The sequence below is a fragment of the Streptomyces eurocidicus genome, from assembly GCF_002891295.1.
GTDB lineage: Bacteria > Actinomycetota > Actinomycetes > Streptomycetales > Streptomycetaceae > Streptomyces > Streptomyces eurocidicus.
Map to the genome: position 1 here is coordinate 387,244 of NZ_LGUI01000008.1, position 26,197 is coordinate 413,440.

Annotated in this window: 18 protein-coding genes and 1 pseudogene; 17 read left to right on the forward strand and 2 right to left on the reverse strand. The window is 74.2% G+C overall.

What is annotated here, in order from left to right:
- Positions 1-25: 25 nt before the first annotated feature.
- Positions 26-556, reverse strand: a pseudogene (locus AF335_RS23795) (DUF6879 family protein).
- Between the two features lie 364 nt (positions 557-920).
- On the reverse strand, positions 921-2,960 hold the full coding sequence (locus AF335_RS23805) for a DHA2 family efflux MFS transporter permease subunit (protein ID WP_102920454.1): 2,040 nt from the start codon (positions 2,958-2,960) through the stop codon (positions 921-923).
- Positions 2,961-3,271: 311 nt separating this feature from the next.
- Between AF335_RS23805 and AF335_RS23810 the strand changes: the two genes are divergently transcribed.
- From AF335_RS23810 to AF335_RS23890, 17 genes are all read left to right on the forward strand, one after another.
- Complete coding sequence (locus tag AF335_RS23810) at positions 3,272-4,345, forward strand: energy-coupling factor ABC transporter permease (RefSeq protein WP_102920455.1); 1,074 nt, start codon at positions 3,272-3,274, stop codon at positions 4,343-4,345.
- Between the two features lies 1 nt (position 4,346).
- The gene (cbiQ, locus tag AF335_RS23815) at positions 4,347-5,129 is read left to right on the forward strand and encodes a cobalt ECF transporter T component CbiQ (RefSeq protein WP_102920456.1); all 783 of its coding nucleotides are present in this window, start codon (positions 4,347-4,349) and stop codon (positions 5,127-5,129) included.
- A gap of 174 nt (positions 5,130-5,303) precedes the next feature.
- Entirely contained in the window at positions 5,304-6,101 is a 798-nt protein-coding gene (locus AF335_RS23820) for an energy-coupling factor ABC transporter ATP-binding protein (protein ID WP_102920457.1), read from the forward strand.
- A gap of 161 nt (positions 6,102-6,262) precedes the next feature.
- The gene (locus AF335_RS23825; protein WP_102920458.1) at positions 6,263-7,453 is read left to right on the forward strand and encodes a serine hydrolase domain-containing protein; all 1,191 of its coding nucleotides are present in this window, start codon (positions 6,263-6,265) and stop codon (positions 7,451-7,453) included.
- 10 nt (positions 7,454-7,463) lie between these two features.
- Entirely contained in the window at positions 7,464-8,255 is a 792-nt protein-coding gene (locus tag AF335_RS23830; protein WP_102920459.1) for an SDR family NAD(P)-dependent oxidoreductase, read from the forward strand.
- Positions 8,256-8,398: 143 nt separating this feature from the next.
- Complete coding sequence (locus tag AF335_RS23835) at positions 8,399-10,159, forward strand: dolichyl-phosphate-mannose--protein mannosyltransferase (protein WP_102920460.1); 1,761 nt, start codon at positions 8,399-8,401, stop codon at positions 10,157-10,159.
- Between the two features lie 187 nt (positions 10,160-10,346).
- Entirely contained in the window at positions 10,347-11,966 is a 1,620-nt protein-coding gene (locus AF335_RS23840; protein ID WP_102920461.1) for a penicillin-binding transpeptidase domain-containing protein, read from the forward strand.
- 324 nt (positions 11,967-12,290) lie between these two features.
- On the forward strand, positions 12,291-13,142 hold the full coding sequence (locus AF335_RS23845; RefSeq protein ID WP_102920462.1) for a DMT family transporter: 852 nt from the start codon (positions 12,291-12,293) through the stop codon (positions 13,140-13,142).
- A gap of 45 nt (positions 13,143-13,187) precedes the next feature.
- Entirely contained in the window at positions 13,188-14,048 is an 861-nt protein-coding gene (gene rsmI, locus AF335_RS23850; RefSeq protein ID WP_102920463.1) for a 16S rRNA (cytidine(1402)-2'-O)-methyltransferase, read from the forward strand.
- Positions 14,049-14,389: 341 nt separating this feature from the next.
- Positions 14,390-14,884 (forward strand): hypothetical protein, encoded by a 495-nt coding sequence (locus AF335_RS23855; RefSeq protein ID WP_102920464.1) that lies wholly within the window; start codon positions 14,390-14,392, stop codon positions 14,882-14,884.
- A 33-nt stretch (positions 14,885-14,917) separates the two neighbouring features.
- Complete coding sequence (locus AF335_RS23860) at positions 14,918-15,835, forward strand: TatD family hydrolase (protein ID WP_102920465.1); 918 nt, start codon at positions 14,918-14,920, stop codon at positions 15,833-15,835.
- 208 nt (positions 15,836-16,043) lie between these two features.
- Positions 16,044-17,531, forward strand: coding sequence for a resuscitation-promoting factor (locus tag AF335_RS23865; RefSeq protein WP_376697820.1), 1,488 nt, complete (start codon positions 16,044-16,046; stop codon positions 17,529-17,531).
- Positions 17,528-18,403 (forward strand): 16S rRNA (adenine(1518)-N(6)/adenine(1519)-N(6))-dimethyltransferase RsmA, encoded by an 876-nt coding sequence (rsmA, locus tag AF335_RS23870; RefSeq protein ID WP_102920467.1) that lies wholly within the window; start codon positions 17,528-17,530, stop codon positions 18,401-18,403. The genes AF335_RS23865 and rsmA overlap by 4 nt, the downstream gene beginning before the upstream one ends.
- Positions 18,404-18,642: 239 nt before the next feature.
- A complete protein-coding gene (locus tag AF335_RS23875) occupies positions 18,643-19,563 on the forward strand; it encodes a 4-(cytidine 5'-diphospho)-2-C-methyl-D-erythritol kinase (protein ID WP_102920468.1) in 921 nt (306 codons plus the stop codon).
- Between the two features lie 293 nt (positions 19,564-19,856).
- A complete protein-coding gene (locus tag AF335_RS23880) occupies positions 19,857-21,206 on the forward strand; it encodes an acyltransferase family protein (RefSeq protein WP_102920469.1) in 1,350 nt (449 codons plus the stop codon).
- Positions 21,207-21,314: 108 nt separating this feature from the next.
- A complete protein-coding gene (locus AF335_RS36295; protein ID WP_280524642.1) occupies positions 21,315-23,918 on the forward strand; it encodes an FtsX-like permease family protein in 2,604 nt (867 codons plus the stop codon).
- 257 nt (positions 23,919-24,175) lie between these two features.
- Entirely contained in the window at positions 24,176-25,984 is a 1,809-nt protein-coding gene (locus AF335_RS23890) for an ABC-F family ATP-binding cassette domain-containing protein (protein ID WP_102920470.1), read from the forward strand.
- Positions 25,985-26,197 lie beyond the last annotated feature (213 nt).

Sequence of the window (26,197 nt, forward strand, 5' to 3'; positions counted from 1 at the left end):
CTGACCGCCCGGTGCTCGCAGGTGTTCAGACGACGTATCTCTCGTGCAGGATGCCACGCTCCCACACCACTTCGAATGCCGAGGCACAGAGCCTGGCCACGGCAGGGTCACCCGTCATCTCGCACCGGGGGTCGGCCCAGTCTCCGTCCCCGGTGAATATGTTGAACCGAACGAGACGTCCGTCAAACAGCCAGAAGTCGGCCCCGGGCAGGGCCACATCGAGCGCCTTGCGCCTGGGCAGCCACCGGACCAGCTCCCCAGCGGCAAGGTTCACCGGGGTCGAGGCGTGTTCATACCTGATGTATTCCGTCACCGGCTCCGAGACGATGCGCGCCCGGCGCGCGACTACACCCCGTGCGACGGTCTCCCGTACCAGCGGCACCCAGCCGGACCAGTTCTCCGACTCCGGATCGAGGTCCAACTCGCCTGTGATTCTCTACTGTTCGAACTCATCGGGTTCGCCGACGACGCCGTAGTTGTCACGCATCTCCAGGTGGACCGCTGTCCTCTGTGCGCTCTTGAGCAGCGTCGGGAAGTCCGGCACGTTCTGCGGCATCGCACGCCTTCCTCAGTACCGGCACCATCCGCGCCGGGATGGAGATCACCGACTCATGCGCCGGGATCCCCACAGCATGGCCAGGAACCCACTCCGTGCTGCCGGTCTCTTCCACGAGAGCGTCGTCAGCGGTCACACCTTTGGACGATGATCCTCTGCTTGCCGTGGTGCACTCAGACCGTAGGGGATCCCTCCTCCTTCGTTTCGGGGTCCATCCCGATGAAATCCAGTGGCATGCGGATCTCCCACAACCAGTAGGGATGTGCTCGACTGCATGACCATTGACCGGGTGGTGTGGAGACGTCAAGGGCGCATACGCGACACTTCGAGCGCTCAAGTGAAGCTCGTGCCCCCGGGCACAGGCTCACACCCCGATCCGCTCCTGCTCCTTCTCGTCCTCCTCCAGCAGCCGCGCCGCCATCGTGTCCAGCGCCCGGTCCAGCAGCGCCCGGTCCTCGGCGTCCGTGATGTCCCAGTCGTTCAGGTGGTCCGCCAGCCAGGTGCGCCAGGCCGTGCCCAGGCGTTCCAGTTCCGCCTCGCCGGCCGGGGTGAGGGTCAGGCGGTCGCCGTCCACCCGGGCCAGGCCCGCGGCCGCCGTGCGGGCGAAGGCCGGTTCCAGGGCCTCCGGTGGCATGCGGTGGGCCGTGGCGACCGACGAGAGGCGGGCCTCGCCGCGGACGCGCAGGCGCCAGTGGATCTGGCCCAGCGTCCACGCCTCGGCCGGGCCCAGGGAGCTGCCGGACGCCGCGAGGACCTGGCGGCTCACCGGTGGGCCCGCGGCCTTGCGCATGACGCCCGCCACCGCGCGCTCCAGCTGGCGCTGCGCCTCCGCCGAGTCCGGTGCCGAGAACGCCTCGCCCATGTCCTGCGCCCCGGCCCTGGCGCTGTCGCGCAGCGGCACCTGCTTGAGGAACCACGCGGCGACGAAGCCGACGAGCGCGACCGGCACGACCCAGAAGAAGACGTAGTCGATCGTCTCCGCGTAGGCGTCGACGATGGGCCGCGCCTGCTCCGGGGTGAGCCCGGCCAGGTCCTGCGGGCTCTGGACCGCGGCCGGCGGGACGCCGGGGGAGCGGGCGAGCGCCTCCTCCAGGTTGGGGCGGAGCTGCTTGACGTAGAGCGTGCCGAAGATGGCCGTGCCGAAGGCGCTGCCGAGCGTGCGGAAGAAGGTCACGCCCGAGGTCGCCGTGCCCAGTTCGTGGTACGGCACCGTGTTCTGCACGGCGATCGTCAGCACCTGCATGGCCAGCCCGATGCCGATGCCGAGCACGAACATGTACAGCGACTCCAGCCACGGTCCCGTCGACACGCCCATGGTCGACATCAGGAACAGGCCGAGCGCCATCACCGCCATCCCCGCGATCGGGAACACGCGGTAGCGGCCGGTGCGGCTGACCGCCACACCGGACAGCATGGACGCGCCCAGCAGCCCGGCGACCATGGGCAGCGCCCGTACGCCCGACATGGTGGCCGACACCCCGTCCACGTACTGCAGATACGTCGGCAGGTAGGTGAGCGCCCCCAGCATCGCGAAACCCACGATGAAGCTGAGCACCGAGCAGATCGTGAAGACCGGGTTGGCGAAGAGGTGCATGGGGAGCATGGGTTCCTCGGCCCGCAGCTCCACCGCCACGAACGCGGCCAGCAGCGCGATCGACCCCGCGAACAGGCCGATGATGACGGCCGAGTCCCACGCGTACTCGTTGCCGCCCCACTCCAGGCCGAGCACCAGGCCGGACGCGCCGAGCGCCACCAGCGCGATGCCCGCGTAGTCGATGACGGGCCGCACCGCCGACCGCACCACCGGGATCGTCCGCGCCGCCATGACCACCATGACGATCGCGACGGGCACGTTGACGTAGAAGCACCAGCGCCACGTCGCGTGGTCGGTGAAGATCCCGCCGAGCGTCGGCCCGACCACCGTCGTGACGCCGAAGACCGCGCCCAGCGCCCCCTGGTACTTGCCGCGTTCGCGCAACGGGATGACGTCGGCGATCAGTGCCATCGCCGTCACCATCAGACCGCCGCCGCCGATCCCCTGGAGCGCCCGCGCGGCGATCAGCATCAGCATGGAGCCGGCCGCGCCCGCGAACACCGAACCGCCGACGAACACCACCGCGCTCAGCTGGAAGATGACCTTCCGGCCGAAGAGGTCGCCGAACTTGCCGACGAGGACGGTCGAGACGGTCTCGGCGAGCAGGTACGCCGTCACCACCCACGCCATGTGCCCGCCGCCGCCCAGGTCCGCGACGATCGTCGGCAGGGCGGTCGAGACGATCGTCTGGTCGAGGGCGGCCAGCAGCATGCCGAGGACGATCGTGACGAAGACGAGGTTGATCCTGCGGCGGCTGAGCTCGGGCGGGGTCACCGGGACCTCGGCGGTGGGCGCGGCGGCCGTGGCCATGTGGCAACCTCCGAAGTCCCGGAACGAAGTCCTCCGGGATTCAGCATTCGGGCAGACGCCGTCTCCCGCCACCGCTGGCGGCGCGCGGGTGAGCGAACGGCGCGCAGAAGCGGCACACACGCTCTTGCGAGACGTTCGCAACACGCGCCTATCATCGAGCGGTTCCTCCGTCTGACGGCGTGCGGGCCGGTGCGCCCGCGCGGGTACGCGACGCCGTGCGACCCCGGAGCACGCCGGACGGCGGGCGCGCCACCCGTGACGAACGGCCGTGCCGCGGCACCGGGCCCGGCCCCGCAGAGCGGAGTCCCGCCATGCACGTCCCCGACGGATTCATCGACGCCCCGGTCTCCCTCGCCACCGGCGCCCTCGCCGCGACGGCCGTCGCGACCGCCCTCCGCGGCGCGCGCCGCGAGCTCGACGACAGGGCGGCACCGCTCGCCGGCCTCGTCGCCGCCTTCGTCTTCGCCGTCCAGATGCTCAACTTCCCCGTCGCCGCCGGTACCAGCGGGCACCTCCTGGGCGGTGCCCTCGCCGCGATACTCGTCGGCCCGTACACCGCCGTCCTCTGTATATCCGTCGTCCTGCTGATGCAGGGCGTCCTCTTCGCGGACGGCGGCCTCACCGCGCTCGGCGTCAACATCACCGACATGGGCGTCGTCACCACCCTCGTCGCCTACGGCACCTTCCGCGTGCTCCTTACCCTCCTGCCCCGCCGCAGGCCGAGCGTCACCGCCGCCTCGTTCGTCGCCGCGCTCGTGTCCGTACCGGCCGCCGCCTGCGCGTTCACCCTGATCTACGCCCTCGGCGGCACCACCGACGTCCCGCTCGGCAAGGTCTTCACGGCCATGGTCGGCGTCCACGTCCTCATCGGCGTCGGCGAGGCCGTCATCACCGCGCTGACGGTCGGCGCGGTGATCGCCGTACGGCCCGACCTCGTGCACGGCGCCCGCGGGCTCGTACGGCCGCTGGAGCTGCGGACGGTGGTGGCGGGGCAAGCCGCCCCCACACCGGGCCCCACACCCGTCCCCGTCCGCCGCTCCACCCGCCGGGTGTGGGCCGCCGGCCTCCTCGCCGCCCTCGTCTGCGCCGGCGGCGTCAGCTACTACGCCTCCACCAGCCCCGACGGCCTGGAGAAGGTCGCCCACGACAAGGGCCTCGACCGCAAGGCCGAGGAGCACGCCGCCAAGGGCTCCCCCCTCGCCGACTACCAGGTCGCGGACGTCTCCGACGCCCGGATCTCCGGCGGCCTCGCCGGGGTGATCGGCGTCGGCGCGACCCTGGCCGCCGGCACCGGCGTCCTCCTCGTCGTACGCCGCCGCCGCGCCCACCCGGCCCCACCCGCCGCCGAGGCCCCCGCCGAGGCCCCGGCCACCGGGTCCGTCTGACATGGGCGCCGGTCACGGCTCCGGGACCGCCCACCGGCTCTACCGGCCCGGCCGGTCCCCGGTGCACGCGCTGCCCCCGCACTGCAAGCTCCTCGCCGTGCTGTCCTTCGTCCTCGTGGTGGTCTCCACGCCGCGCACGGCGGTCTGGGCCTTCGCGCTGTACGCGGCGCTCCTCGCCGCCGTCGCCGCCACCGCCCGGATCCCCGCCGCCGTCCTGCTCCGGCGGCTGCTGATCGAGGTCCCCTTCGTGGCGTTCGCCGTGCTGATGCCCTTCGTCGCCACGGGGGACCGGGTGCGGGTCCTCGGCCTCTCCCTCAGCGAACCCGGCCTCTGGGGCGCCTGGAACGTCCTGGCCAAGGGCACCCTCGGCGTCGCCGCCTCCGTCGTCCTGGCCGCCACGACCGAGCTGCGCGCCCTGCTCCTGGGCCTTCAGCGGCTCCGGCTGCCGCCCCTGCTCGTACAGATCGCGTCCTTCATGATCCGGTACGGGGACGTCGTCGCCGACGAGCTGCGGCGCATGCGGGTCGCCCGCGCCTCACGGGGCTTCCGCGCACGGGGCGTCCGGCAGTGGGGGGTGCTGGCCAGGACGGCGGGCACGCTGTTCATCCGCGCCTACGAGCGGGGGGAGCGCGTCCATCTGGCGATGGTCAGCCGGGGGTACGCGGGGGCCGTGCCGGTCATCGACGAGGTGACGGCGTCGCGGGCCCAGTGGGGACAGGCGGTGGCGCTGCCGCTGGTGGCGCTGGTGGTGTGCGCGGGTGGGTGGGCGTATGCGGCGGGGTGAGCGGCGGGTGGGGGTGCGGTGGTGCCGCTGCGCGGGGCTTTTCCCCTACCCGCCCCTTCCCGAACGTCCTCAAACGCCGGACGGGCTGAAATCAGCCCGTCCGGCGCTTAGCCCGCCGCAGGGCGCACCACCGCACCCCCACCCCCACCCCCCCACCTCGGACGGAGACCACCCATGACCCCCGCACCTCCCGCACCCCCCACCCCGTACTCCCTGGAGGTTTCCGGCCTCGCCTACGCCTACCCCGACGGTCACCAGGCCCTCTTCGGCGTCGACCTCAAGGTCGCCCGGGGCGAGCGCGTCGCCCTGCTCGGGCCGAACGGCGCCGGCAAGACCACCCTGGTCCTCCACCTCAACGGCATCCTCGGCGGCGGACTGGGCGGCGTCCGGGTCGGCGGTCTGCCGGTGGTGAAGCGGAACCTCGCCGAGGTCCGCCGCCGGGTCGGCGTCGTCTTCCAGGACCCCGACGACCAGCTCTTCATGCCCACCGTCCGGGAGGACGTCGCCTTCGGCCCGGCGACGGCCGGGGCGCGCGGGCCCGTACTGGAGGCGCGCGTGCGCGAGGCGCTGGCCCTCGTCGGCATGGAGGGCTTCGCCGACCGGCCCCCGCACCACCTCTCGTTCGGGCAGCGGCGCCGGGTGGCCGTCGCGACCGTCCTCGTCATGGAGCCCGAGATCCTCGTCCTGGACGAGCCCTCCTCCAACCTCGACCCGGCCTCCCGGCGTGAGCTCGCCGACATCCTGCGCGCCCTCGACGTCACCGTTCTGATGGTCACGCACGACCTGCCGTACGCGCTGGAGCTGTGCGGCAGGGCCGTGGTGCTCGGCGACGGTGTGATCGTCGCGGACGGGCCCACGCGGGAGCTGCTCTGCGACGAGGCGCTGATGCGGGCCCACCGGCTGGAGCTGCCGTTCGGCTTCGACCCGCGCACGGTGCCGGCCCCGGGCCGGGCCCCGGGCGCCGGGGCCTGACCGTTCCGCCGCCCCGGCGGCGGCCGCACCCGGCCGTCCCGCCCCGGCCCCGGCCCGCCGCACCTGACGGTTCCGGTGCCCCGGTCTACGCGCATCGACCATGGCGTTGCACCATTGTGGGAGGTATTGACAGCGATCGGCACAGTGGGAGCGGGAGAACAGTGGTGGACGTCCAGGGCACGGTGACGGACGGCTTCGAGCCGGTCCGGGACGCCTTCGCGGAGAACTTCGCCCGGCGCGGGGAGCGCGGCGCCGCCGTCACCGTCTACCGGGACGGCCGCAAGGTCGCCGACCTGTGGGGCGGGACGAAGGACGCCGACGCGACGCCCGGCGACCCCGGCGCCGCCCCCTGGGCCCCCGGCACCGCCCAGATCGTGCGGTCGGCGACCAAGGGCGTCGCCGCCGCCGTGCCGCTCCTGCTCCACCAGCGCGGCCAGGTCGACCTCGACGCCCCCGTCGGCACTTACTGGCCCGAGTTCAAGGCGGGCGGCAAGGAGCGCGTCCTCGTCCGCCACCTGCTGTCCCACCGCGCCGGCCTGCCCGTACTCGACGTGCCGCTGACCCCCGCCGAGGCCGTCGACGGCGTGAGCGGGCCGCGCGCCGTCGCCGCCCAGGCCCCGGCCTGGGAGCCCGGCACGGCCCACGGCTACCACGCGCAGACGTACAGCTGGCTGCTCGGCGAGCTGGTGCACCGGATCACCGGGCGGACGATCGGCACCTGGGTGGCCGAGGAGATAGCCCGGCCGCTCGCCGCCGACCTGTGGATAGGGCTGCCGGACGCCGAGCGGGACCGGGCCGGGCGGGTCGCCGCCATCGAGCCGCCCGCCGCGCCCGCCACCCCGGGGCTGCGGGTGCGCCCCAAGGCGTCCGTCTCGGCCGCCTACGACGACCCGGACTCCCTCACCCGCCGCGCGTTCGCCGCGATCACGCCGCTCGCCGACGAGAACGACCCCGCCTACCGCGCCGCCGAGCTCCCCGCCTCCGCCGGCATCGCCACGGCGGACGGGCTGGCCCGCTTCTACGCCTCGCTGATCGGGGACGTGGCGGGCGGCCGCCGGCTCTTCGCGCCCGCGACCCTGACCCTGGCCCGTACCGAGGAGTCGGTCGGCCCGGACCGCGTCCTGGTGGTGAACACCCGCTTCGGCCTCGGCTACATGCTGCACGGCGCGGCCTCCCCGCTGCTGGCCCCCGGCTCCTTCGGCCACCCCGGCCGGGGCGGCTCGCTGGCCTTCGCGGACCCGGAGTCGGGCATCGCGTTCGGCTACGTCACCAACGGCCTCCAGAAGAACGTCACGGCGGACCCGCGCGCCCAGGCGCTCGTACGGGCGGTTGGCAGGGCGCTCGCGGGGTAGTGCTCGCCCCATGACGGCAGCGGCGCGCTTCGACGGTTACGCGGTACTGATCACCGGGGCGGGCCGCGGCATCGGCGAGGCGACGGCCCGCCGCTTCGCGGCCGAGGGTGCGCGCGTGCTCGTCACGGACCTCGACGGGACGCGGGCGGACCGGGTGGCGGCCGGGGTGCGGGCGGCGGGCGGCGTCGCCGAGCCGCTCGCCTGCGACGTCGGCGACCGGCGGGCCGTCGAGGCGGCGGTGGCCACGGCCTCGGCGCGCTTCGGCCGCCTCGATGTCCTGGTCAACAACGCCCTCTCCTGCCACCCCGACCCGGCGCGGATCGAGGACGAGACGGACGACGACTGGTTACGGGACCTCGACACCACGCTGACCGGCGCCTTCCGCTGCGTCCGCGCCGCCCTGCCGCTGCTGGCCGCGGCGGACGGCCGGGGCGCCGTCGTCAACATCGGCTCGGTCAACGGCGAACAGGACTTCGGCAACCACGCCTACAGCGCCGCCAAGGCCGGCCTCGCGAGCCTCACCCGCACCCTCTCCGGCCACTGCGCCCCCCGGGGCGTCCGGGTCAACCTCGTCGCCCCCGGCACCGTCCACACCCCGCGCTGGGCGGGCCGCGAGACGAACCTGGACCGCGCGGCGGCCCAGTACCCCCTCGGCCGCGTCGGCCGGCCGGACGACATCGCGGCGGCGGTGACCTTCCTGGCGTCACAGGACGCCTCCTGGATCACCGGGGTCACGCTGCCGGTGGACGGCGGACTCCTGGTGAGCAATGTGGGGCTGCGGAGGGCGCTGGCGGGGGACTGAGCCGCGGGCGGGAGCCGGGGCCGGGCGAGAGGGGTGCGCTCCGGGCGCCCCACCGCCCCGGGGCGCGCCCCTCCGCCCCCACCGGAGTCCTGGCCGCGCGGCGCCCCCCGGACTCCCACAGGCACGTTCCCTACGATGGCGCGGTGACCAGTGACACCGCGACCCGAGCACGCCAGGGCCAGCCGGCGGACGAGCGACAGCCCCCGTGGCAGCGCAGACTCCGCCGCTTCGGCTATGTGGGAGGGCCGCGGCCCGACGCCCGGGAGCGGCTCGTCCCGCCGTTCCCCGAGCCGGGGACACGGGTGTGGGCGGCGCTCGGCGCGCGCCCGCCGCTCGCCAGGGTGCTGGCGCGGTGGACCGGGTGGATCGGGCCGCTGCTGGTCGCGCTGGTCGCCGGACTGACCCGGTTCTGGCACCTGGGCAGCCCCAAGGCCGTGATATTCGACGAGACGTACTACGCCAAGGACGCCTGGGCCCTGTGGAAGTCCGGGTTCGAGGCGAAGTGGCCCGACGACATCAACGACAAGATCATCGGCGGCTTCCACCAGGTCCCGGACGCTCCGGGGTACGTCGTGCACCCGCCGGTCGGCAAGTGGGTCATCGGCATCGGTGAGTGGTTGTACGGGCTGAACCCTTTCGGCTGGCGTTTCGCGGTCGCCGTCCTCGGCACCCTGTCGGTGCTGATGCTCTGCCGCATCGGCCGCCGGCTCTTCCGCTCCACCTTCCTGGGCTGCCTCGCGGGCGCCCTCATGGCCGTGGACGGCCTGCACTTCGTCATGAGCCGCACCGCGCTGCTCGACTCGGTGCTGATGTTCTTCGTGCTGGCCGCCTTCGGCTGTGTGCTCGTGGACCGGGACAAGGCGCGGGCCCGGCTGGCCGCCGCCCTCCCGGTCGGTGACGACGGGGCCGCGCGGCCCGACGCCGCGGTCGGCGACCGGCTCGCCCTCGGGCTCCGCCCCTGGCGCATCGCCACGGGCGTCTTCCTGGGACTGGCCTGCGGCACCAAGTGGAACGGAGCCGTCTATCTGGCGGCCTTCGGCCTGCTGACCGTCCTGTGGGACCTGGGCTCGCGCCGCCTGGCGGGCGCCCGCCGCCCCGCGCTCGCCACGCTGCGCCGCGACGTGCCGTGGGCGTTCCTGTCGACCGTGCCCGTCGCGGTCGGCGTCTACCTCGCCTCCTGGACGGGCTGGTTCGTCAAGAGCGGCACCTACAGCGAGAAGAACGGCTGGCAGCACAGCGGCTACTACCGGCACTGGGCCGAGACCGAGGGCGGCCACGGCCCCGACGGCTTCCTCGCCGGGATCCTCAACCCGCTGCGCAGCCTGTGGACGTACGAGCAGGAGGTCTGGAGGTTCAACACCACCCTCACCTCGCCGCACACCTATCAGTCCAACCCCTGGAGCTGGCTGGTCCAGTCCCGCCCCGTCTCGTACTTCTACGAGTCCCCCTCGCCCGGCCAGGACGGCTGCCCGGCGGACGCCACCGACAAGTGCGCCCGTGAGGTCCTCGCGCTGGGCACCCCGCTGCTCTGGTGGGCCGCCTGCTTCGCGCTGCTCTACCTGCTCTACCGGTGGGGGCTGCGGCGCGACTGGCGCGCGGGCGCACTGCTGTGCGCCGTCGCCGCGGGCTATCTGCCGTGGTTCCTGTGGCAGGAAAGGACGATTTTCGTCTTCTACGCGGTGGTGTTCGTGCCGTTCCTGTGCCTGGCGGTGGCCATGATGATCGGGGCGATCCTGGGACCCCCGGGGTCCTCCGAGCGGCGCCGGGTCGTGGGGGCGGTCGGGGCGGGCACGCTGGTGCTGCTCATCGCCTGGAACTTCATCTACTTCTTCCCGATCTACACCGGGCACCCCATTCCGATGGAGGCGTGGCGCAACCGGATGTGGTTCGACACCTGGATCTGAGCCCCTTCCGGCCCCGCCCGGACCTGCCGGGAGGCGCCTGGAACGTCCCGCTTCGTCCGGGGCGCCGGAGAGTCCGGTTCCGGCCATCGGGGTCCCTTCTCCCTCTTCCGTCCCGTACAGTGCCGAACCGAGGGTTTTAATCACCTGATTAAAACCCTGGGGTGGGGACTCTGGAGGGGGCTGACTGATGCACAAGGGTGCGAAGATCGCGGTGGGTGTCGTGACCGCCGGGCTGGTGGGGGCCGCCGGACTCGGCGCGTACAACGTGATCGACGCCGTCGCGGGCACCGGCACCGCGCAGGGCGAACCGGCCCCCAAGCGCACGGGGCCGCCGACGGCGAAGGAGACCGGCGACACCGCCCGCGACTTCCTCGCCGCCTGGCAGGAGGGCGACGCGGCGAAGGCCGCCGCCCTCACCGACAACGCGGCGGCGGCGAGCACCGCCCTGACCGGCTACCGCGACCAGGCCCACGTCGAGAAGGTCACCCTCAAGCCCGGCACGCCGACGGGCACCCGGGTGCCCTTCTCCGTCAGCGCCGAGATCGGCTACGGCAAGCAGCGCGCCATCTGGACCTACGAGTCCTCCCTCGAGGTCGTCCGCGGCCAGGACAGCGGCAAGGCCCTCGTCGACTGGCAGCCCACCGTCGTCCACCCTCGGCTGGGCCGGGGCGAGACGCTGCGCACCGACGCCGGCGCCGCGCCGCAGCTGACCGCGCTCGACCGCAACGGCGCCGTGCTCGACGCCAAGGACCACCCCTCCCTCGCGCCCGTCCTGCCGGAGCTGCGCCGCCGCTACGCCGAGAAGGCGGGCGGCGAACCCGGCGTCGAGGTGCGCGCCGTCACCCCGGGCGCCGCGCCCGACGCCGCCCCGAAGACGCTGTACGTGGTCTCCAAGGGCAAGCCCGCGCAGCTGAGGACGACGCTCGACGCGCGGGTGCAGCGCGCCGCCGAGACCGCGGTGAATGGCCGCGACGACGCCTCCGTCGTCGCCGTGAAGCCCAGCACCGGTGAGATCCTCGCGGTCGCCAACTCCCGCCGGACCGAGTTCAACGCGGCGCTCATGGGGCAGACCCCGCCCGGCTCCACCATGAAGGTCGTCACCGCGGCGATGCTGCTGGAGAAGGGCAAGGCGGCCCCCGGGAAGCCGCTGCCCTGCCCCAAGTACGCCACCTACGGCATGCGCTTCCACAACGTCGAGGAGAGCGAGAACCCGGGCGCCACCTTCGCCCAGGACTTCGCCGCCTCCTGCAACACCGCCTTCATCTCCCTCGCCGGCGACGTCCCCGACGACGCGCTCGCCGCCGAGGCCCGGGACGTCTTCGGCCTCGGCCTGGAGTGGAAGACCGGCCTCGCCAGCTTCGACGGCAGCGTCCCGGCCGAGTCCGGCGCCGGCAAGGCCGCCGCGATGATCGGCCAGGGCAAGGTGCAGATGTCACCCCTGAACATGGCCTCCGTCGCGGCCACCGCACGCACCGGATCCTTCCGCCAGCCCTACCTCGTCGACCCGTCCGTCGACGGCCGGCAACTCGCCCGCGCCTCCCGCGACCTGCCGGCGGCCGTCGCCGGGCAACTGCGCTCGATGATGCGGCTCACGGCGGTCTCGGGCACGGGACGGACGGCGATGTCCGGGCTCGGCGGCGACATCGGGGCGAAGACGGGGTCGGCGGAGATCGACGGGCAGACGATGCCGAACGGGTGGTTCACGGCGTATCGGGGGGACCTGGCTGCGGCGGCGGTTGTGCCGCGTGGAGGGCATGGCGGGGATTCGGCGGGGCCGGTTGTGGCGGCGGTGCTGCGGGCGTCGTGACGGGCGGGCGGGTGCGGGGGTGGTGCCGCTGCGCGGGGCTTGTTCCCCACCCCGCCCCTTCCCGTAACCGGGGGCTTCGCCCCCGGGCCCCCGTTCCGCGCTTCGCGCGGTGTCCTCAAACGCCGGACGGGCTGAAATTCAGCCCGTCCGGCGTTTGAGGACACCGGGTCCGGGGCGGAGCCCCGGTTCGGGAAGGGGCGGGGTGGGGAAAAAGCCGCCCGCAGGGCCCCCGCCGTGACCGGGGCAACAGCGCGCCCCACCCACCCGGCGCTAGCGTCACGGCATGAGCACTACCACTGACAGGGCGTCAGTCGAGCGCGCCCCATGACCCCCCTCGTCGCCGCCGCCGTCCTCATCGCCGCCGTCACCCACGCCAGTTGGAACGCCCTCGCCCACGGCATCAGGGACCAGCTGCTCGCCTTCACCCTCGTCGGCGGCGGTGGCGCCCTCTGCGGGGCCGCGCTGCTGCCGTTCGTGCCCGCGGTCCAGGGCGGGGCCTGGCCGTATCTGCTCGCCTCCGCGGTGCTGCACGTCGTCTACCAGCTGCTGCTCATGCGGTCCTTCACGCTCGGCGACTTCGGGCAGATGTACCCGATCGCCCGGGGCAGCGCGCCGCTCGCCGTCACCGTCCTCGCGGCGGCCTTCGCCGGCGAGGTGCCGGACGCCTGGCAGCTCGCCGGCGTCGCGGTGGCCTCGGCCGGGCTGGTCGGACTCGCGCTGTGGGGCATCCGGGGCTCCGGCGCGCGCCCCCACTGGCCGGCGATCACGGCCGCGCTCGGCACCGGCCTGGCCATCGCCTCGTACACCGTCGTCGACGGCCTGGGCGTCCGCGCCTCCGGTTCGGCCCTCGGCTACATCGCCTGGCTGATGGTCCTCGAAGGGCTCGCCATCCCCGCCTACGCGCTGGCCACCCGCCGGGGCCGGATCCTCGCCGAGCTCCGCCCGCACGCCGCCCGCGGCCTGCTCGGCGGGCTGCTGTCGGTCTTCGCGTACGGCCTCGTCCTGTGGGCCCAGACCCGGGCGGCGCTGGCGCCGATCGCGGCGCTGCGGGAGTCGTCGATCATCGTGGGCGCGGCGATCGGCGCCGTGGTCATGAAGGAGAGGTTCGGCGCGCCCCGGATCGCCGCGGCGGGGCTCATGGTGGTGGGGATCGGGCTGATGCTGCACGCCGGGTGAGCCCGCCCGGCGAGCCGTACCGCCGGACCCTGCGAGGATGGGGCCGTGACTGGAACGCTCGTACTCGCAGGTACCCCCATCGGTGACGTCGCCGACGCGCCCCCGCGGCTGGCCGCCGAGCTCGCCGCCGCGGAGGTGATCGCCGCCGAGGACACCCGGCGGCTGCGCCGCCTCACCCAGGCGCTGGGCGTGCACACCACCGGCCGCGTCGTCTCCTACTTCGAGGGCAACGAGTCGGCCCGTACGCCCGAGCTCGTCGAGGCCCTGGCCGGCGGGGCCCGGGTGCTGCTGGTCACGGACGCCGGGATGCCGTCCGTGTCCGACCCCGGCTACCGGCTCGTCGCCGCCGCCGTGGAGCGCGACATCAAGGTCACGGCCGTGCCGGGCCCGTCGGCCGTGCTGACCGCGCTCGCCGTCTCCGGGCTGCCCGTGGACCGCTTCTGCTTCGAGGGCTTCCTGCCGCGCAAGGCGGGGGAACGCCTCGGCCGGCTGCGCGAGGTGGCGGACGAGCGCCGTACGCTCGTCTACTTCGAGGCCCCGCACCGCCTCGACGACACCCTCGCCGCCATGGCCGAGGCCCTGGGCCCGAAGCGCCGGGCGGCCGTCTGCCGCGAGCTGACCAAGACGTACGAGGAGGTCAAGCGCGGCCCCCTGGACGAGCTCGCCGCCTGGGCCGCCGAGGGCGTCCGCGGGGAGATCACCATCGTCGTGGAGGGCGCCGCCGAGCCCGGCCCGCAGGACCTCGACCCCGCGGAGCTGGTGCGCCGGGTGCAGGTGCGGGAAGAGGCGGGGGAGCGCCGCAAGGAGGCGATCGCGGCGGTGGCGGCCGAAGCGGGCCTGCCCAAGCGGGACGTCTTCGACGCCGTCGTCGCGGCGAAGAACGCGGCGGGAAAGCCACAGAAATAGTGGTCGGCCCTTCCGGTAATTGAGGGCATTTTGGGGAAGGCGGGCGGGAAAAAACTCCGCCGGAACCGGCTGGAATCACCTGGCCACGCTCCGGAGTGTTTCCGTCCGCGCCGCCGGGGCGAAAAGCCCGTGCCCGCCCTTCATTACCGGGCCCATCCCCAGGTAAAGGGCTATCGTGAAAGGCAAAGCTTAGACCTGGCAGCCTGGCATTTTGGGCAGCGCGACGCCAAGTTTGCCCCAATTCGGGGGAGAGGCTGCTGCGACTTCGCCGGTATAGGCGTTCCCTGGATGTGGGACGTCCGATCCCGGAGAGACTTGTCCTCAGGACAAGAGGAGCTGCCATGAGCGAGATCGCAGGAACCTCGAACGGTGTCCGTCCGACAGCCGTCGGCCACCAGGCCACCGAGCCCGGCGCACCGGAGCCGGCCCACGAGTCGTACGCCTTCGCGTGCATGAGGTGCGGGCACGGCTGGGAGCAGTCGTACGAGATACAGCACTTCACCGACGTCGAGGGCCGGCCGTTCGTCGTCTACTACGCGGACGGGGAACGCGTTCCGTCCCCGCTGACCCACCCCACCTGCCTGAACTGCGGTGGGCACGCCGTCCGCATCATGCGGTCCGGCCAGGTCTCCCGGATAGCCGGCGTCCTGCACCAGTACGCCAAGACCGCCGCGCCCGCCACGGACCAGGCACCGGCCGGGGCGCTGCGCGCGGGCGCGACGGGGCCGGGCGAGGCCGGCGCACGCGCGGCGAAGGGGTCCGCCGAGGGCGGCGAGGAGTCCCGCCCGCACCACTGGCACCTGTCGGATCTGCTGCACCCCTTCCACCGGAAGTAAACGCGAGGCCGCGCGGTCTCTAGAATCGCGTCCATGGCGGCAACAGCATCGAACAGCGACAAGCCCGGCGGCGCGCGGAGTCAGAGCGAAAAGGACGTCCCCCCGCCCCTCCCGGCACCGCTGAACGTGCCCGTCGCCGACTCGCACACCCATCTGGACATGCAGCAGGGTTCTGTCTCAGAAGCCCTGGCCAAGGCCGCGTCGGTAGGCGTGACCACCGTCGTCCAGGTGGGGTGCGACCTGGCCGGATCCCGCTGGGCCGCCGAGACGGCCGCCGCGCACGAGAGCGTCTGGGCCACGGTGGCCCTGCATCCGAACGAGGCCCCCCGCATCGTCCTCGGCGACCCCGACGGCTGGTCCCGTCAGGGCGCCCGCGAGCCGGGCGGGGACGCGGCCCTGGACGCGGCGCTGGAGGAGATCGACGCCCTGGCCGCACTGCCGCACGTCCGCGGCGTCGGCGAGACGGGCCTGGACTTCTTCCGTACGGGCCCCGAGGGTATGGCCGCCCAGGAGCACTCCTTCCGCCGTCATATCGACATCGCCAAGCGCCACGGCAAGGCCCTGGTCATCCACGACCGGGAGGCCCACGCCGACGTCCTGCGGGTGCTGGCGGAGGAGGGCGCCCCGGAGACCGTCGTCTTCCACTGCTACTCCGGCGACGCCGAGATGGCGAAGGTGTGCGCCGAGGCGGGCTACTACATGTCCTTCGCGGGCAACGTGACCTTCAAGAACGCCCAGCACCTGCGGGACGCCCTCGCGGTCGCCCCGCTCGACCTGGTGCTCGTCGAGACGGACGCGCCCTTCCTCACGCCGGTGCCCTATCGCGGACGGCCCAATGCGCCGTACCTCATTCCGGTCACGTTGCGGGCGATGGCCGGGTACCGAGGTGTGGACGAGGACGCCCTGGCCACGGCGGTCGCCGCGAACACCGCACGGGCGTTCGGCTACTGAGCCACTTCTGCCGCGACACATTGTGATCATATGACTTTGGAGAGTGACGCTCCCTCCGCTACAGTCCCGGGCCGGACAGCTCGACCCAGGGGAGTGTCACGTGACGCATGCACAGGGCAGCCCCCGCGCCGCACGCCGCGGTGCGGCGGAAGCACCGCTCTACCCGGCGTTTGACCCATACGACACGTACGGCCCGTACGACCCGTATGTGCCCTCGGCTCACTACGCCTCCTACGAGGCGCACGGGACGTACGGGACCTCCGGGACGTATGCGCAGGCCGCACCGGCGCCCGCACCCCCCGCCCCCTCGGCGCCCTACGGCTCCTACGGCACCCCCGGCGAGCCCTACGGGATATACGAACCACCCCAGGGCCTCTACGATCCGTTCCTCCCCGAACCGCGCGAAGCGGGCTCCTACGCGCCCCCCGCCGACGCGGACGAGCTCCCGCTCCTGCCCCGCCAGGGGTCCGTCACGGCCCCCGCCGAGGAGCTCGCGAAGACCCCTTCCGAACCGCTCGCGGCACCGCGCGGCGAGCCCGCGCCCGAGCCCGCGCCCGGGGCCCCAGGCCGCCGCTCCGCCCGGCGCAGGCGCACCGGCGAGCGGCCCGACGCCCTGCGCCGGCTCGTCCCGCAGGCCCTCGTCGTGGCCTTCCTCGCGGGCGGCACCTCGGCCTTCATCGTCAGCGACAAGACCGTCAAGCTCAACGTCGAGGGCAGCTCCCGCACCCTGCACACCTTCGCCGACGACGTCGAGGAACTCCTCGCCGACGAGCACATGGACCTCGGCGCGCACGACGCCGTCACCCCCGGCCACGACCACGGCCTCACCGCCGGCGACGAGATCACCGTCCGCTACGGGCGCCCCGTCGCCCTCACCCTCGACGGTGAGCACCGCCGGGTGTGGACCACCGCCCGGACCGTCGACGGCGCGCTGCGCCAGCTCGGGGTGCGCGCCGAGGGGGCGTATCTGTCCACCTCCCGCTCCGCCGCCATCGCGCGCGAGGGCCTGGACCTGGACGTCCGGACCGAGCGGACCGTCACCTTCATGGCCGACGGGCGCGAGCGCACCATCCGCACCAATGCCGCCACCGTCCACGAGGCCATCGACCAGGCCGGCATCACCCTGCGCGGCCAGGACACCACCTCCGTCGCCCCCGACAGCTTCCCGCGCGAGGGCCAGACGATCTCCGTCATGCGGATCACCGGCAGCGAGGAGGTCCGCGAGGTGCCCATCGACTTCACCACCGAGCGGCACGACGACCCCACCCTCTACAAGGGCACCGAGGTCGTCTCCCAGCGCGGCGAGAAGGGCGTCGAGCGGATCACCTACGCCCTGCGGACCGTCAACGGCGTCCGGCAGAAGCCCCGGCAGATCTCCACCGAGACCGTCCGCCGCCCCACCACCCAGATCGTGAAGGTCGGCACCAAGGCCATGCCCACCGCCGTGCAGGGCGCGGACGGGCTGAACTGGGACGGTCTCGCCCAGTGCGAGGCCGGCGGCCGGCCGGACGCGGTCGACCCGTCGGGCACCTACGGCGGCCTCTACCAGTTCGACGTCCGCACCTGGCAGGGGCTCGGCGGCAAGGGCCGGCCCCAGGACGCGCCCGCCGGCGAGCAGACCTTCCGGGCCAAGAAGCTCTACGTCAGCCGGGGGGCGAGCCCGTGGCCCGTGTGCGGCCGTAAACTTCACGGGTGAGCTCCAGCCCCAGCACAGACGATTCCGGCGCCCTGCTCGGTCCCGCCGACATCCGCGAGCTGGCCGCAGCCCTCGGGGTACGCCCGACCAAGCAGCGCGGCCAGAACTTCGTGATCGACGCCAACACCGTCCGGCGCATCGTGCGGACCGCCGAGGTGCGGCCCGACGACGTCGTCGTCGAGGTCGGGCCCGGCCTAGGGTCCCTGACCCTCGCCCTGCTGGAGGCCGCCGACCGGGTCACCGCGGTCGAGATCGACGACGTGCTGGCCGCGGCCCTCCCGGCGACGATCGCCGCCCGGCTGCCCGGCCGCGCGGACCGCTTCGCACTCGTGCACAGCGACGCCATGCAGGTCACCGAGCTGCCCGGCCCGGCGCCCACCGCCCTGGTCGCCAACCTCCCGTACAACGTCGCCGTGCCCGTGCTGCTGCACATGCTGGAGCGGTTCCCCAGCATCGAGCGGACCCTCGTGATGGTCCAGGCCGAGGTCGCCGACCGGCTGGCCGCCCGGCCCGGCAACAAGGTCTACGGCGTCCCCTCCGTGAAGGCCAACTGGTACGCGGACGTCAAGCGCGCCGGCGCCATCGGCCGCAATGTCTTCTGGCCCGCCCCGAACGTCGACTCCGGCCTGGTCTCCCTCGTCCGCCGCAGCACGCCGATCGACACCACGGCCACCCGCGAAGAGGTCTTCGCGGTCGTCGACGCCGCCTTCGCACAGCGCCGCAAGACGCTGCGGGCGGCCCTCGCCGGCTGGGCCGGCTCGGCCGCGGCGGCGGAGGCGGCGCTGATCGCCGCCGGGATCTCGCCGCAGGCGCGCGGCGAGGCGCTCACAGTGGAGGAGTTCGTGGCGATCGCGGAGAACAAGGCGGTCTGACGGGCGCGGGTCCGCGGCGGGTCCGTCGTCGGGTGCGGCGCCGTTTCCCGCCGCGCGGAGCTTTCCGGGTGCGGTGTCGGGCCTCCGCGGGCCGGGTCCGGGACTGCTTCGCTTTACGTCCCGGACCCGGCCCGCTCCGGCCCGCCACCTTCCGTGGTGGGTGGGGAAGGAAACCCTCGGTGGTACCGCGCCCGTACGATCGCTGGAGTCCGCTCTCCCCGACCCGAGGAGCCCGCTCCGTGAGCCCGTCCGTCACCGTCCGAGTCCCCGCCAAGGTCAATGTGCAGCTCGCCGTCGGCGGCGTACGGCCGGACGGCTTCCACGACCTGGCCAACGTCTTCCTCGCCGTCGGTCTGTACGACGAGGTGACCGTCACGCCCGCCGGGGAACTGCGGGTCACCTGCTCCGGGCCGGACGCCGCCCAGGTGCCGCTGGACGCCTCCAACCTCGCCGCCCGCGCGGCGCTCGCCCTCGCCGCCCGCCACGGGCGCGAGGCGAACGTCCACATCCACATCGACAAGGACATCCCCGTCGCCGGCGGCATGGCGGGCGGCAGCGCGGACGGCGCCGGGGCGCTCCTGGCCTGCGACGCCCTGTGGGGCACCGGGGCCTCGCGCGAGGAACTGCTCGGCATCTGCGCCGAGCTCGGCAGCGACGTGCCGTTCAGCCTGGCCGGCGGGGCGGCCCTGGGCCGGGGCCGGGGCGAGATCCTCGCCCCCCTGCCCGTCGGCGGCACCTTCCACTGGGTCTTCGCGGTGGCCGACGGCGGCCTGTCGACCCCGGCCGTCTACGCCGAGTGCGACCGTCTGCGCGAGGTCTCCGGCCAGGGGTCGAGCGTGACGGACGTGCCCGAGCCGGAGCCGTCGCCCGCGCTCCTCGACGCCCTGCGCACCGGCGACGCCGCCGCGCTCGCCGCGGCCGTCACCAACGACCTCCAGCCGGCCGCGGTCTCCCTGCGCCCGTCCCTGACCGCCACCCTCGACGCGGGCACCGGCGCCGGCGCCCTGGCCGCCCTGGTCTCGGGCTCGGGCCCGACCACGGCGTTCCTGGTCCGCGACGAGGAGGAGGGCACGAAGGTGGCCGACGCGCTGCGGGCGTCGGGGACGTGCCGTTCGGTACGGGTCGCGGCGGGGGCGGTGGCGGGGGCGACGGTGCGGTAGTGGTGACGGCGGGGTGGTGCGCCTGCGGCGGGCCTTTCCCCTACCCGCCCCTTCCCGAATGTCCTCAATCGCCGGACGGGCTGAACTTCAGCCCGTCCGGCGCTTGAGGACACCGCGCGTCAGCGCGGAAAAGGGGGCCCGGGGGCGTCAGCCCCCGGTTACGGGAAGGGGCGGGGCTGGGGAACAAGCCCGCCGCAGGCGCCCCACCCGCGCGCGGTTGAGTACCCGTACTCACCCCCACCTGAGTACCACCCCCATGGCGCCACCCCCACCCGCCGAGCCAAGGTGCGGGCATGCCCACACCCCCCACCGCCCGCGAACTCGCCGCCGTCACCCCCGCCGCGCGCGACCGCACGATCGACCTGCTCCGGGTCGCCTCGCTCGGCACCGTCGTGCTCGGCCACTGGCTGATGGCCGCGGTCACGGCCGACCACGGCCGGGCCGAGGTCGGCAATCTGCTCGCGGTCGAGCCCGGGCTGCAACTCCTCACCTGGGCCCTCCAGGTCATGCCGGTGTTCTTCTTCGTCGGCGGCTTCTCGCACGCCCTCTCCTACCGCTCCCTCACCCGCCGCACCGAGGGCCCGGCCTACGCGGCGTTCGTCCGCGCCCGCCTCCAGCGCCTCCTGCGCCCCACCATGCTCTTCATAGCCGTCTGGGGCGCCGGTGCCCTCGCCGTCCAACTCCTCGGCGGAGACGGCCCGCTGACGGACGTGGCCGCCCGGCTCGTCGCCCAGCCCCTGTGGTTCATCGGCATCTACCTGGTCATGGTCGCCTTCACCCCGCCACTGCTCCGGCTCCACGAACGGTGGGGGTGGGGCGCCTTCGCCGCCCTGGCCGGCGCGGCGGCCGGCGTCGACACGCTCCGGTTCGCCGCCGGCGTGCCGTACGTGGAGTTCCTGAACTTCGCGTTCGTCTGGCTCGCCGTCCACCAGCTCGGCTTCCTGCGCGCCGACGGCCGCCTGCGCCGCCCGGCCGTCCTCGCCGCCACCGGCCTGGCCGGGGCGGCCGCGCTCGTGGCCCTCGGCCCGTACCCCCTGTCGATGGTCGGCATGCCCGGCGAGAAGATCAGCAACATGGCGCCGCCCACGTCCGCCCTGCTCTGCCACGGCCTGTGGCTGGTCGGCGCCGTCGAGCTGCTGCGCCGCCCGATGGCCCGCCTGGTGGCCCGCCCGCGCGTCTGGCGCGCCGTCGTCGCGGCCAACGGCATCGCCATGACCGCGTTCCTGTGGCACCTCACCGCGATGCTCGGCGTCTACGGGGCCCTGCTCGCCCTGGACGTCCCCCTGCCGGCCCCGGCGAGCGCCGCGTGGTGGGCGCAGGTGCCGCCGAGGGTCCTGGCGGCGGCGCTGGTGACCGCGCTCCTGGTGGCCGTCTTCCGCAAGGCGGAGGCGCCCGGGAAGGGCGCGGCCGGCCGCCCGGGGGAGACCCGCGCCGCGCGCCGCGCCACGGCCACCGCCGCCGCGGGCGTCGCCCTCGCCCTCCTCGGCGTCCTCGGGCTGTCCATGGTCGGCTTCGGCGGCCTCCTCCAAGGCCGTACCGCCCTCCTCGTGGCCTTCCGCGTCACCGCCCCCGCCGCCGTCCTCATGGCCGCCGCGGGCTGGCTGCTCGTCGAGACGGCCGGCGGAACCCCACGCCGCCGGTAGGGCTTTCCCCACCCCCGGGAGACCCGCTCGTCCCATGGGACCGCGCCCGCTCCGTCCCTAGCGTTGAGGCCGTCGCCGCGACCGGCGGCCGTACGACGGAGAACAGGGGTGGCGCGTGAACCGCAGGACGACGGACCACGGACGGACCGGGGCCGCCGCATGATGGGCCGGCTCGCGCGCCGCTCGCTGCGCCACCGCACCGCCTCCTTCACCGCCACCTTCCTCGCGCTGCTCTTCGGCGCGACGATCGTCATGGCCTGCGGCGGCCTGATGGAGACCGGCATCCGCAACGACACCCCGCCCGAACGCCTCGCGGGCGCGCCGGTCCTCGTCACCGGCGAGCGGAGGTACTCCCCGGCCGACGACGGGAAGCACAAGGCGAAGGCCCTCTTCCCGGAGCGCGTGGAGCTCGACGAGGCGCTCGTCGAGCGCGTCCGCGCCGTCCCCGGCGTCCGCACCGCGGTCGGCGAGCGCACCTTCGACGCCGCCGTCACCACGGGCACCCGGCCCCCCGCCGCCGCCCGCGCCCACGGCTGGGAGTCCGCCGCCCTCACCCCGTACGCCCTCGTCACCGGCGAGGCCCCCACCGGGCCCGGCGAGACCGCCCTCGACGAGGGCCTCGCCCGCGCGGCCGGGGTCCGGCCGGGCGACCGGATCGATCTCACCGCGCACGGCGCCACCGCCCCGTACCGCGTCACCGGCCTCGTACGGCCCGCCGCCGGCCGCGCCGTGCCGCAGCCCACGCTCTTCCTCGCCACCGCCGAGGCCGCACGGCTCGCGCCCCGCGCCGGCACCGTCGCCGACATCGCCGTCCTCCCCCTCCCCGGCACCGCCCCCGGCGCACTGCGGAAGCGGATCGCCGAGGCCCTGCACGGGCGCGGCGTCACCGTCCTCACCGGCGACGACCGGGGCGCCGTCGAGCACCCCGAGGTCGTCGAGGGCGGCGACAACCTGATCGCGCTCTCGGGGGCCTTCGGCGGCCTCGCCGTCGGGACGGCCGTGTTCGTCGTCGGCGCCACCGTCGCCCAGTCGGCCGGGCAGCGGCACCGCGAACTCGCCCTGCTCCGGGCCGTCGGCGCCACCCGCGGCCAGCTGCGCCGACTGGTACTCGGCGAGACCCTGCTGGTCACGGCCCTCGCAGGCGGCGTCGCCCGGTTCACCGGCCCGCTCGCCGGCCACTGGCTGTACGAGCGGCTGGTCGACAGCGGCACGATCGCGGAGACCGTCGGGTTCCGGCAGGGCTGGATCCCCGCCGTCGCCGCGGGCGGCGCCCTCCTGCTGACCGCCCTCGGCGGCGGCGTCCTCGGCGCCTGGCGCGCCGTCAGGGTCCACCCGGCCGAGGCCCTCGGCGAGGCCGAGGCGCGGCAGCGCTGGATCTCCTGGCCCCGGCTGCTCCTCGCCGCCCTGTTCCTGGCGGGCACGGCGGCCCTCGCCCTGGTCACCGCCCTCGTCCTGGAAGGCCCCGGCGCGGCGTCCACCGCGGGCCCCACCGTCCTGTGCGCCGCGATCGGCCTCGCCCTGATCGGCCCCGCCCTCACCAAGGCGGCGGCGCTCGTCCTCCAGTGGCCCGCCCGCCTCCTGGGCGGCGTCACCGGCCGGCTCGCGGCCCGCAACTGCCGGGCCCGCTCGGTCCGCATGGCCGCCGTCGTCACCCCGGTCATGCTCGCCACCGCCGTCACCACCGGCATGCTCTACCTCCAGACCACCGCCGCCGACGCCACCGGAAGGCAGTTCACCGACGGCCTCAAGGCCGACGCGGTCGTCACCTCGGCCGCCGGCGGAGTGGACCCCGCGTTCGCGGACCGCGTGCGGAAGGCGCCCGGCGTCGCCGCCGCCGGCGCGTACACCACCGGTACCGGCTGGCTGGAGCGGCCCGTCGACCACGAGCAGGACAAGCGCGGCCTCGCCCTCCAGGGCGTCGACGCGGACGCCGCCGGGCGCACCCTGGCCGCCCGGGCCACCGAGGGCGCCCTCACCGCCCTGCGCGGCGACACCGTGGCCCTGCCCGAGGCCACCGCCCACCGCCTGCGCCGCGGCGTCGGCGACACCGTACGGCTGCGCCTCGGCGACGGCTCCGCCGCCGACCTCCGCGTCGTGGCCCTGCTCGCCGACCGGCCCGACTACCCGACGGCCCTCGTCCCCGTCGCCCTCCTCGCCCCGCACACCACCTCCGGCCTGCCCGCCCAGATCCTGGTGCGCGCCGCCGACGGCACCGACCCCCGGCAGATGCTCGCCGGTCTGCGCGCCCTGACCCGGGCCCACCCGGCTCTCGCCGTCACCGACCGGGACGGCGTGATCGACGGGCACGCCCGCGACACCCGCACCCAGGCGACCGCCAACTACCTCATCTGCGGCATGCTCATCGGCTACACCGCCCTGGCCGTCGTGAACACCCTGGTGATCTCCATACGGGACCGCCGCCGCGAACTGGGCCTCCAGCGCCTCACGGGCGCCACCCGGGGCCAGGTGCTCCGCATGATGACCGTGGAGGCCGTCCTGGTCACGGCCACGGGCCTCGCCCTGGGCACCCTGGCGGCGGCCGCCGCCCTGGTCCCCTTCAGCCTGGTCGCGACCGGCGGCCCGCTGCCGTCCGGACCGCCCGTGATCTATCTGGCGACGGTGGCGGGCGCGGGGGCGCTCACCCTGACCGCGACACTGGTCCCGGCCTGGGCGGCGCTGCGGATCCGCCCGGTGGTGGCGGCGAAGGTCTGAAGCCCGGGACCCCGGTCCGCGCGGCGGGCGTCGGGCGGCGGGGCGGGAATTCCGCCCCGCCGGAAAGGCCGGTCCCGGGGAAATCCGGCCCGTCCCGCGATTCGCGGACACCCGCCCGCCGCGCGGAAAGGGCCACCGGGGCCCGACTGCGCCGGGAAGGGGCGGGAAGGGGCGGGCAGGGGGAATTCCCCGGGCCGACTACCCTGGAAGGCCGATCACAAAACGCAAGCGCAGCCCCGCGCAGGAGCAGGAGCGGAATGGCCACGAACCTCGTCAATCTGGAAGCCGTCGACAAGGTGTACGGCACCCGTGCGCTGCTCGACGGCATCTCCCTCGGTGTCAACGAGGGCGACCGGATCGGCGTCGTCGGCCGCAACGGCGACGGCAAGACCACCCTGATCCGCATCCTCGCCAGGCTGGAGGAGGCCGACAAGGGCCGGGTCACCCACGCCGGCCACCTGCACCTCGGCGTGCTCACCCAGCACGACTCCCTCGACCCGGCCGCCACGATCCGCCACGAGGTCATCGGCGACCTCGCCGACCACGAGTGGGCCGGCAGCGCCAAGATCCGGGACATCCTCACCGGTCTCTTCGGCGGCCTGGACCTGCCCGGCTTCCCGCAGGGCCTCGACACCGTCATCGGCCCGCTCTCCGGCGGTGAGCGCCGCCGCATCGCGCTCGCCAAGCTGCTGATCGCCGAGCAGGACCTCATCGTCCTCGACGAGCCCACCAACCACCTCGACGTCGAGGGCATCTCCTGGCTGGCCGCCCACCTGCGCGCCCGCCGCTCGGCCCTCGTCTGCGTCACCCACGACCGCTGGTTCCTCGACCAGGTCTGCACCCGCATGTGGGACGTCCAGCGCGGCGCCGTCCACGAGTACGAGGGCGGCTACAGCGACTACGTCTTCGCCCGCGCCGAGCGGGAGCGGATCGCCGCGACCGAGGAGACCAAGCGGCAGAACCTGATGCGCAAGGAGCTCGCCTGGCTGCGCCGCGGCGCCCCCGCGCGCACCAGCAAGCCGCGCTTCCGCATCGAGGCGGCCAATGAGCTGATCGCCGACGTGCCGCCGCCGCGCGACACCGCCGAGCTGATGAAGTTCGCCAACTCCCGCCTCGGCAAGACCGTCTTCGAGCTGGAGGACGTCACCGTCCAGGCCGGCTCCAAGTCCCTGATCCAGCACCTGACCTGGCAGTTGGGCCCCGGCGACCGGGTCGGCCTCGTCGGCGTCAACGGCGCGGGCAAGACCTCGCTGCTGCGCGCCCTCGCCGAGGCCGCCCGCTCCGAGGGCGAGCGGCAGCCCGCCGCCGGCCGCATCGTCGTCGGCAAGACCGTCAAGCTCGCCTACCTCTCCCAGGAGGTCGGCGAACTCGACCCGAAGAAGCGCGTGTTGGAGGCCGTCCAGCAGATCCGCGACCGCGTCGACCTCGGCAAGGGCCGGGAGATGACCGCCGGGCAGCTCTGCGAGAAGTTCGGCTTCACCAAGGAGAAGCAGTGGACGCCCGTCGGCGACCTCTCCGGCGGTGAGCGCCGCCGGCTCCAGATCCTGCGCCTGCTGATGGACGAGCCCAACGTCCTCTTCCTCGACGAGCCCACCAACGACCTCGACATCGAGACCCTGACCCAGCTGGAGGACCTCCTCGACGGCTGGCCCGGCTCGATGGTCGTCATCAGCCACGACCGGTACTTCGTCGAGCGCACCACCGACAAGGTCTACGCCCTGCTGGGCGACCAGGCCCTGCGGATGCTGCCGCGCGGCCTCGACGAGTACCTGGAGCGCCGTCAGCGCGTCATCGAGGCCGCCGTGCCCGCCGCGGCCCCGGCCGCGCCGGAGGCCACCGCCAAGCAGAAGTCGGCCGGTGACGCCCGCGCGGCCAAGAAGGAACTCCAGAAGATCGAGCGCCGCCTCGACCGCATCGGCGAGCAGGAGGCCAAGCTCCACGCGCGGATCGCCGAGCAGGCCACCGACTTCGGGGCGGTCGCCAAACTCGACGCGGAACTCCGGGAACTCGCCGCCGAGCGCGACGAACTGGAGCTGCGCTGGCTGGAACTGGCCGAAGACGCCTGACCCGGACAAGGGATCACGAGTCGCAACAGTCTCGTCACGGGCCGGTCTCAGGCGGTGCAAACCCCGGGATCGGCCCGTTGGTACGAGAAATCGGGTGATAGAAAGAACCCCCGCTCGCCTGCCGACCGACTGGCGGGTCGCCTGCCCGATTCGCTCCTTCCCGGTGGATTTTCAGCCACCGGGATCGCGGGGGAGACCGGTCGGGCCACCGAC

Excerpts from the sequence above, each read along its gene's own strand:
- AF335_RS23890 (WP_102920470.1), top strand. The coding sequence starts at position 24,176 with ATGGCCACGAACCTCGTCAATCTGGAAGCCGTCGACAAGGTGTACGGC.
- AF335_RS23840 (WP_102920461.1), top strand. The coding sequence starts at position 10,347 with ATGCACAAGGGTGCGAAGATCGCGGTGGGTGTCGTGACCGCCGGGCTG.
- AF335_RS23820 (WP_102920457.1), top strand. The coding sequence starts at position 5,304 with ATGACCCCCGCACCTCCCGCACCCCCCACCCCGTACTCCCTGGAGGTT.
- AF335_RS23845 (WP_102920462.1), top strand. The coding sequence starts at position 12,291 with ATGACCCCCCTCGTCGCCGCCGCCGTCCTCATCGCCGCCGTCACCCAC.
- AF335_RS23860 (WP_102920465.1), top strand. The coding sequence starts at position 14,918 with ATGGCGGCAACAGCATCGAACAGCGACAAGCCCGGCGGCGCGCGGAGT.
- AF335_RS23805 (WP_102920454.1), bottom strand. The coding sequence starts at position 2,960 with ATGGCCACGGCCGCCGCGCCCACCGCCGAGGTCCCGGTGACCCCGCCC.
- cbiQ (WP_102920456.1), top strand. The coding sequence starts at position 4,347 with ATGGGCGCCGGTCACGGCTCCGGGACCGCCCACCGGCTCTACCGGCCC.
- AF335_RS23830 (WP_102920459.1), top strand. The coding sequence starts at position 7,464 with ATGACGGCAGCGGCGCGCTTCGACGGTTACGCGGTACTGATCACCGGG.
- AF335_RS23880 (WP_102920469.1), top strand. The coding sequence starts at position 19,857 with ATGCCCACACCCCCCACCGCCCGCGAACTCGCCGCCGTCACCCCCGCC.
- AF335_RS23855 (WP_102920464.1), top strand. The coding sequence starts at position 14,390 with ATGAGCGAGATCGCAGGAACCTCGAACGGTGTCCGTCCGACAGCCGTC.
- AF335_RS23810 (WP_102920455.1), top strand. The coding sequence starts at position 3,272 with ATGCACGTCCCCGACGGATTCATCGACGCCCCGGTCTCCCTCGCCACC.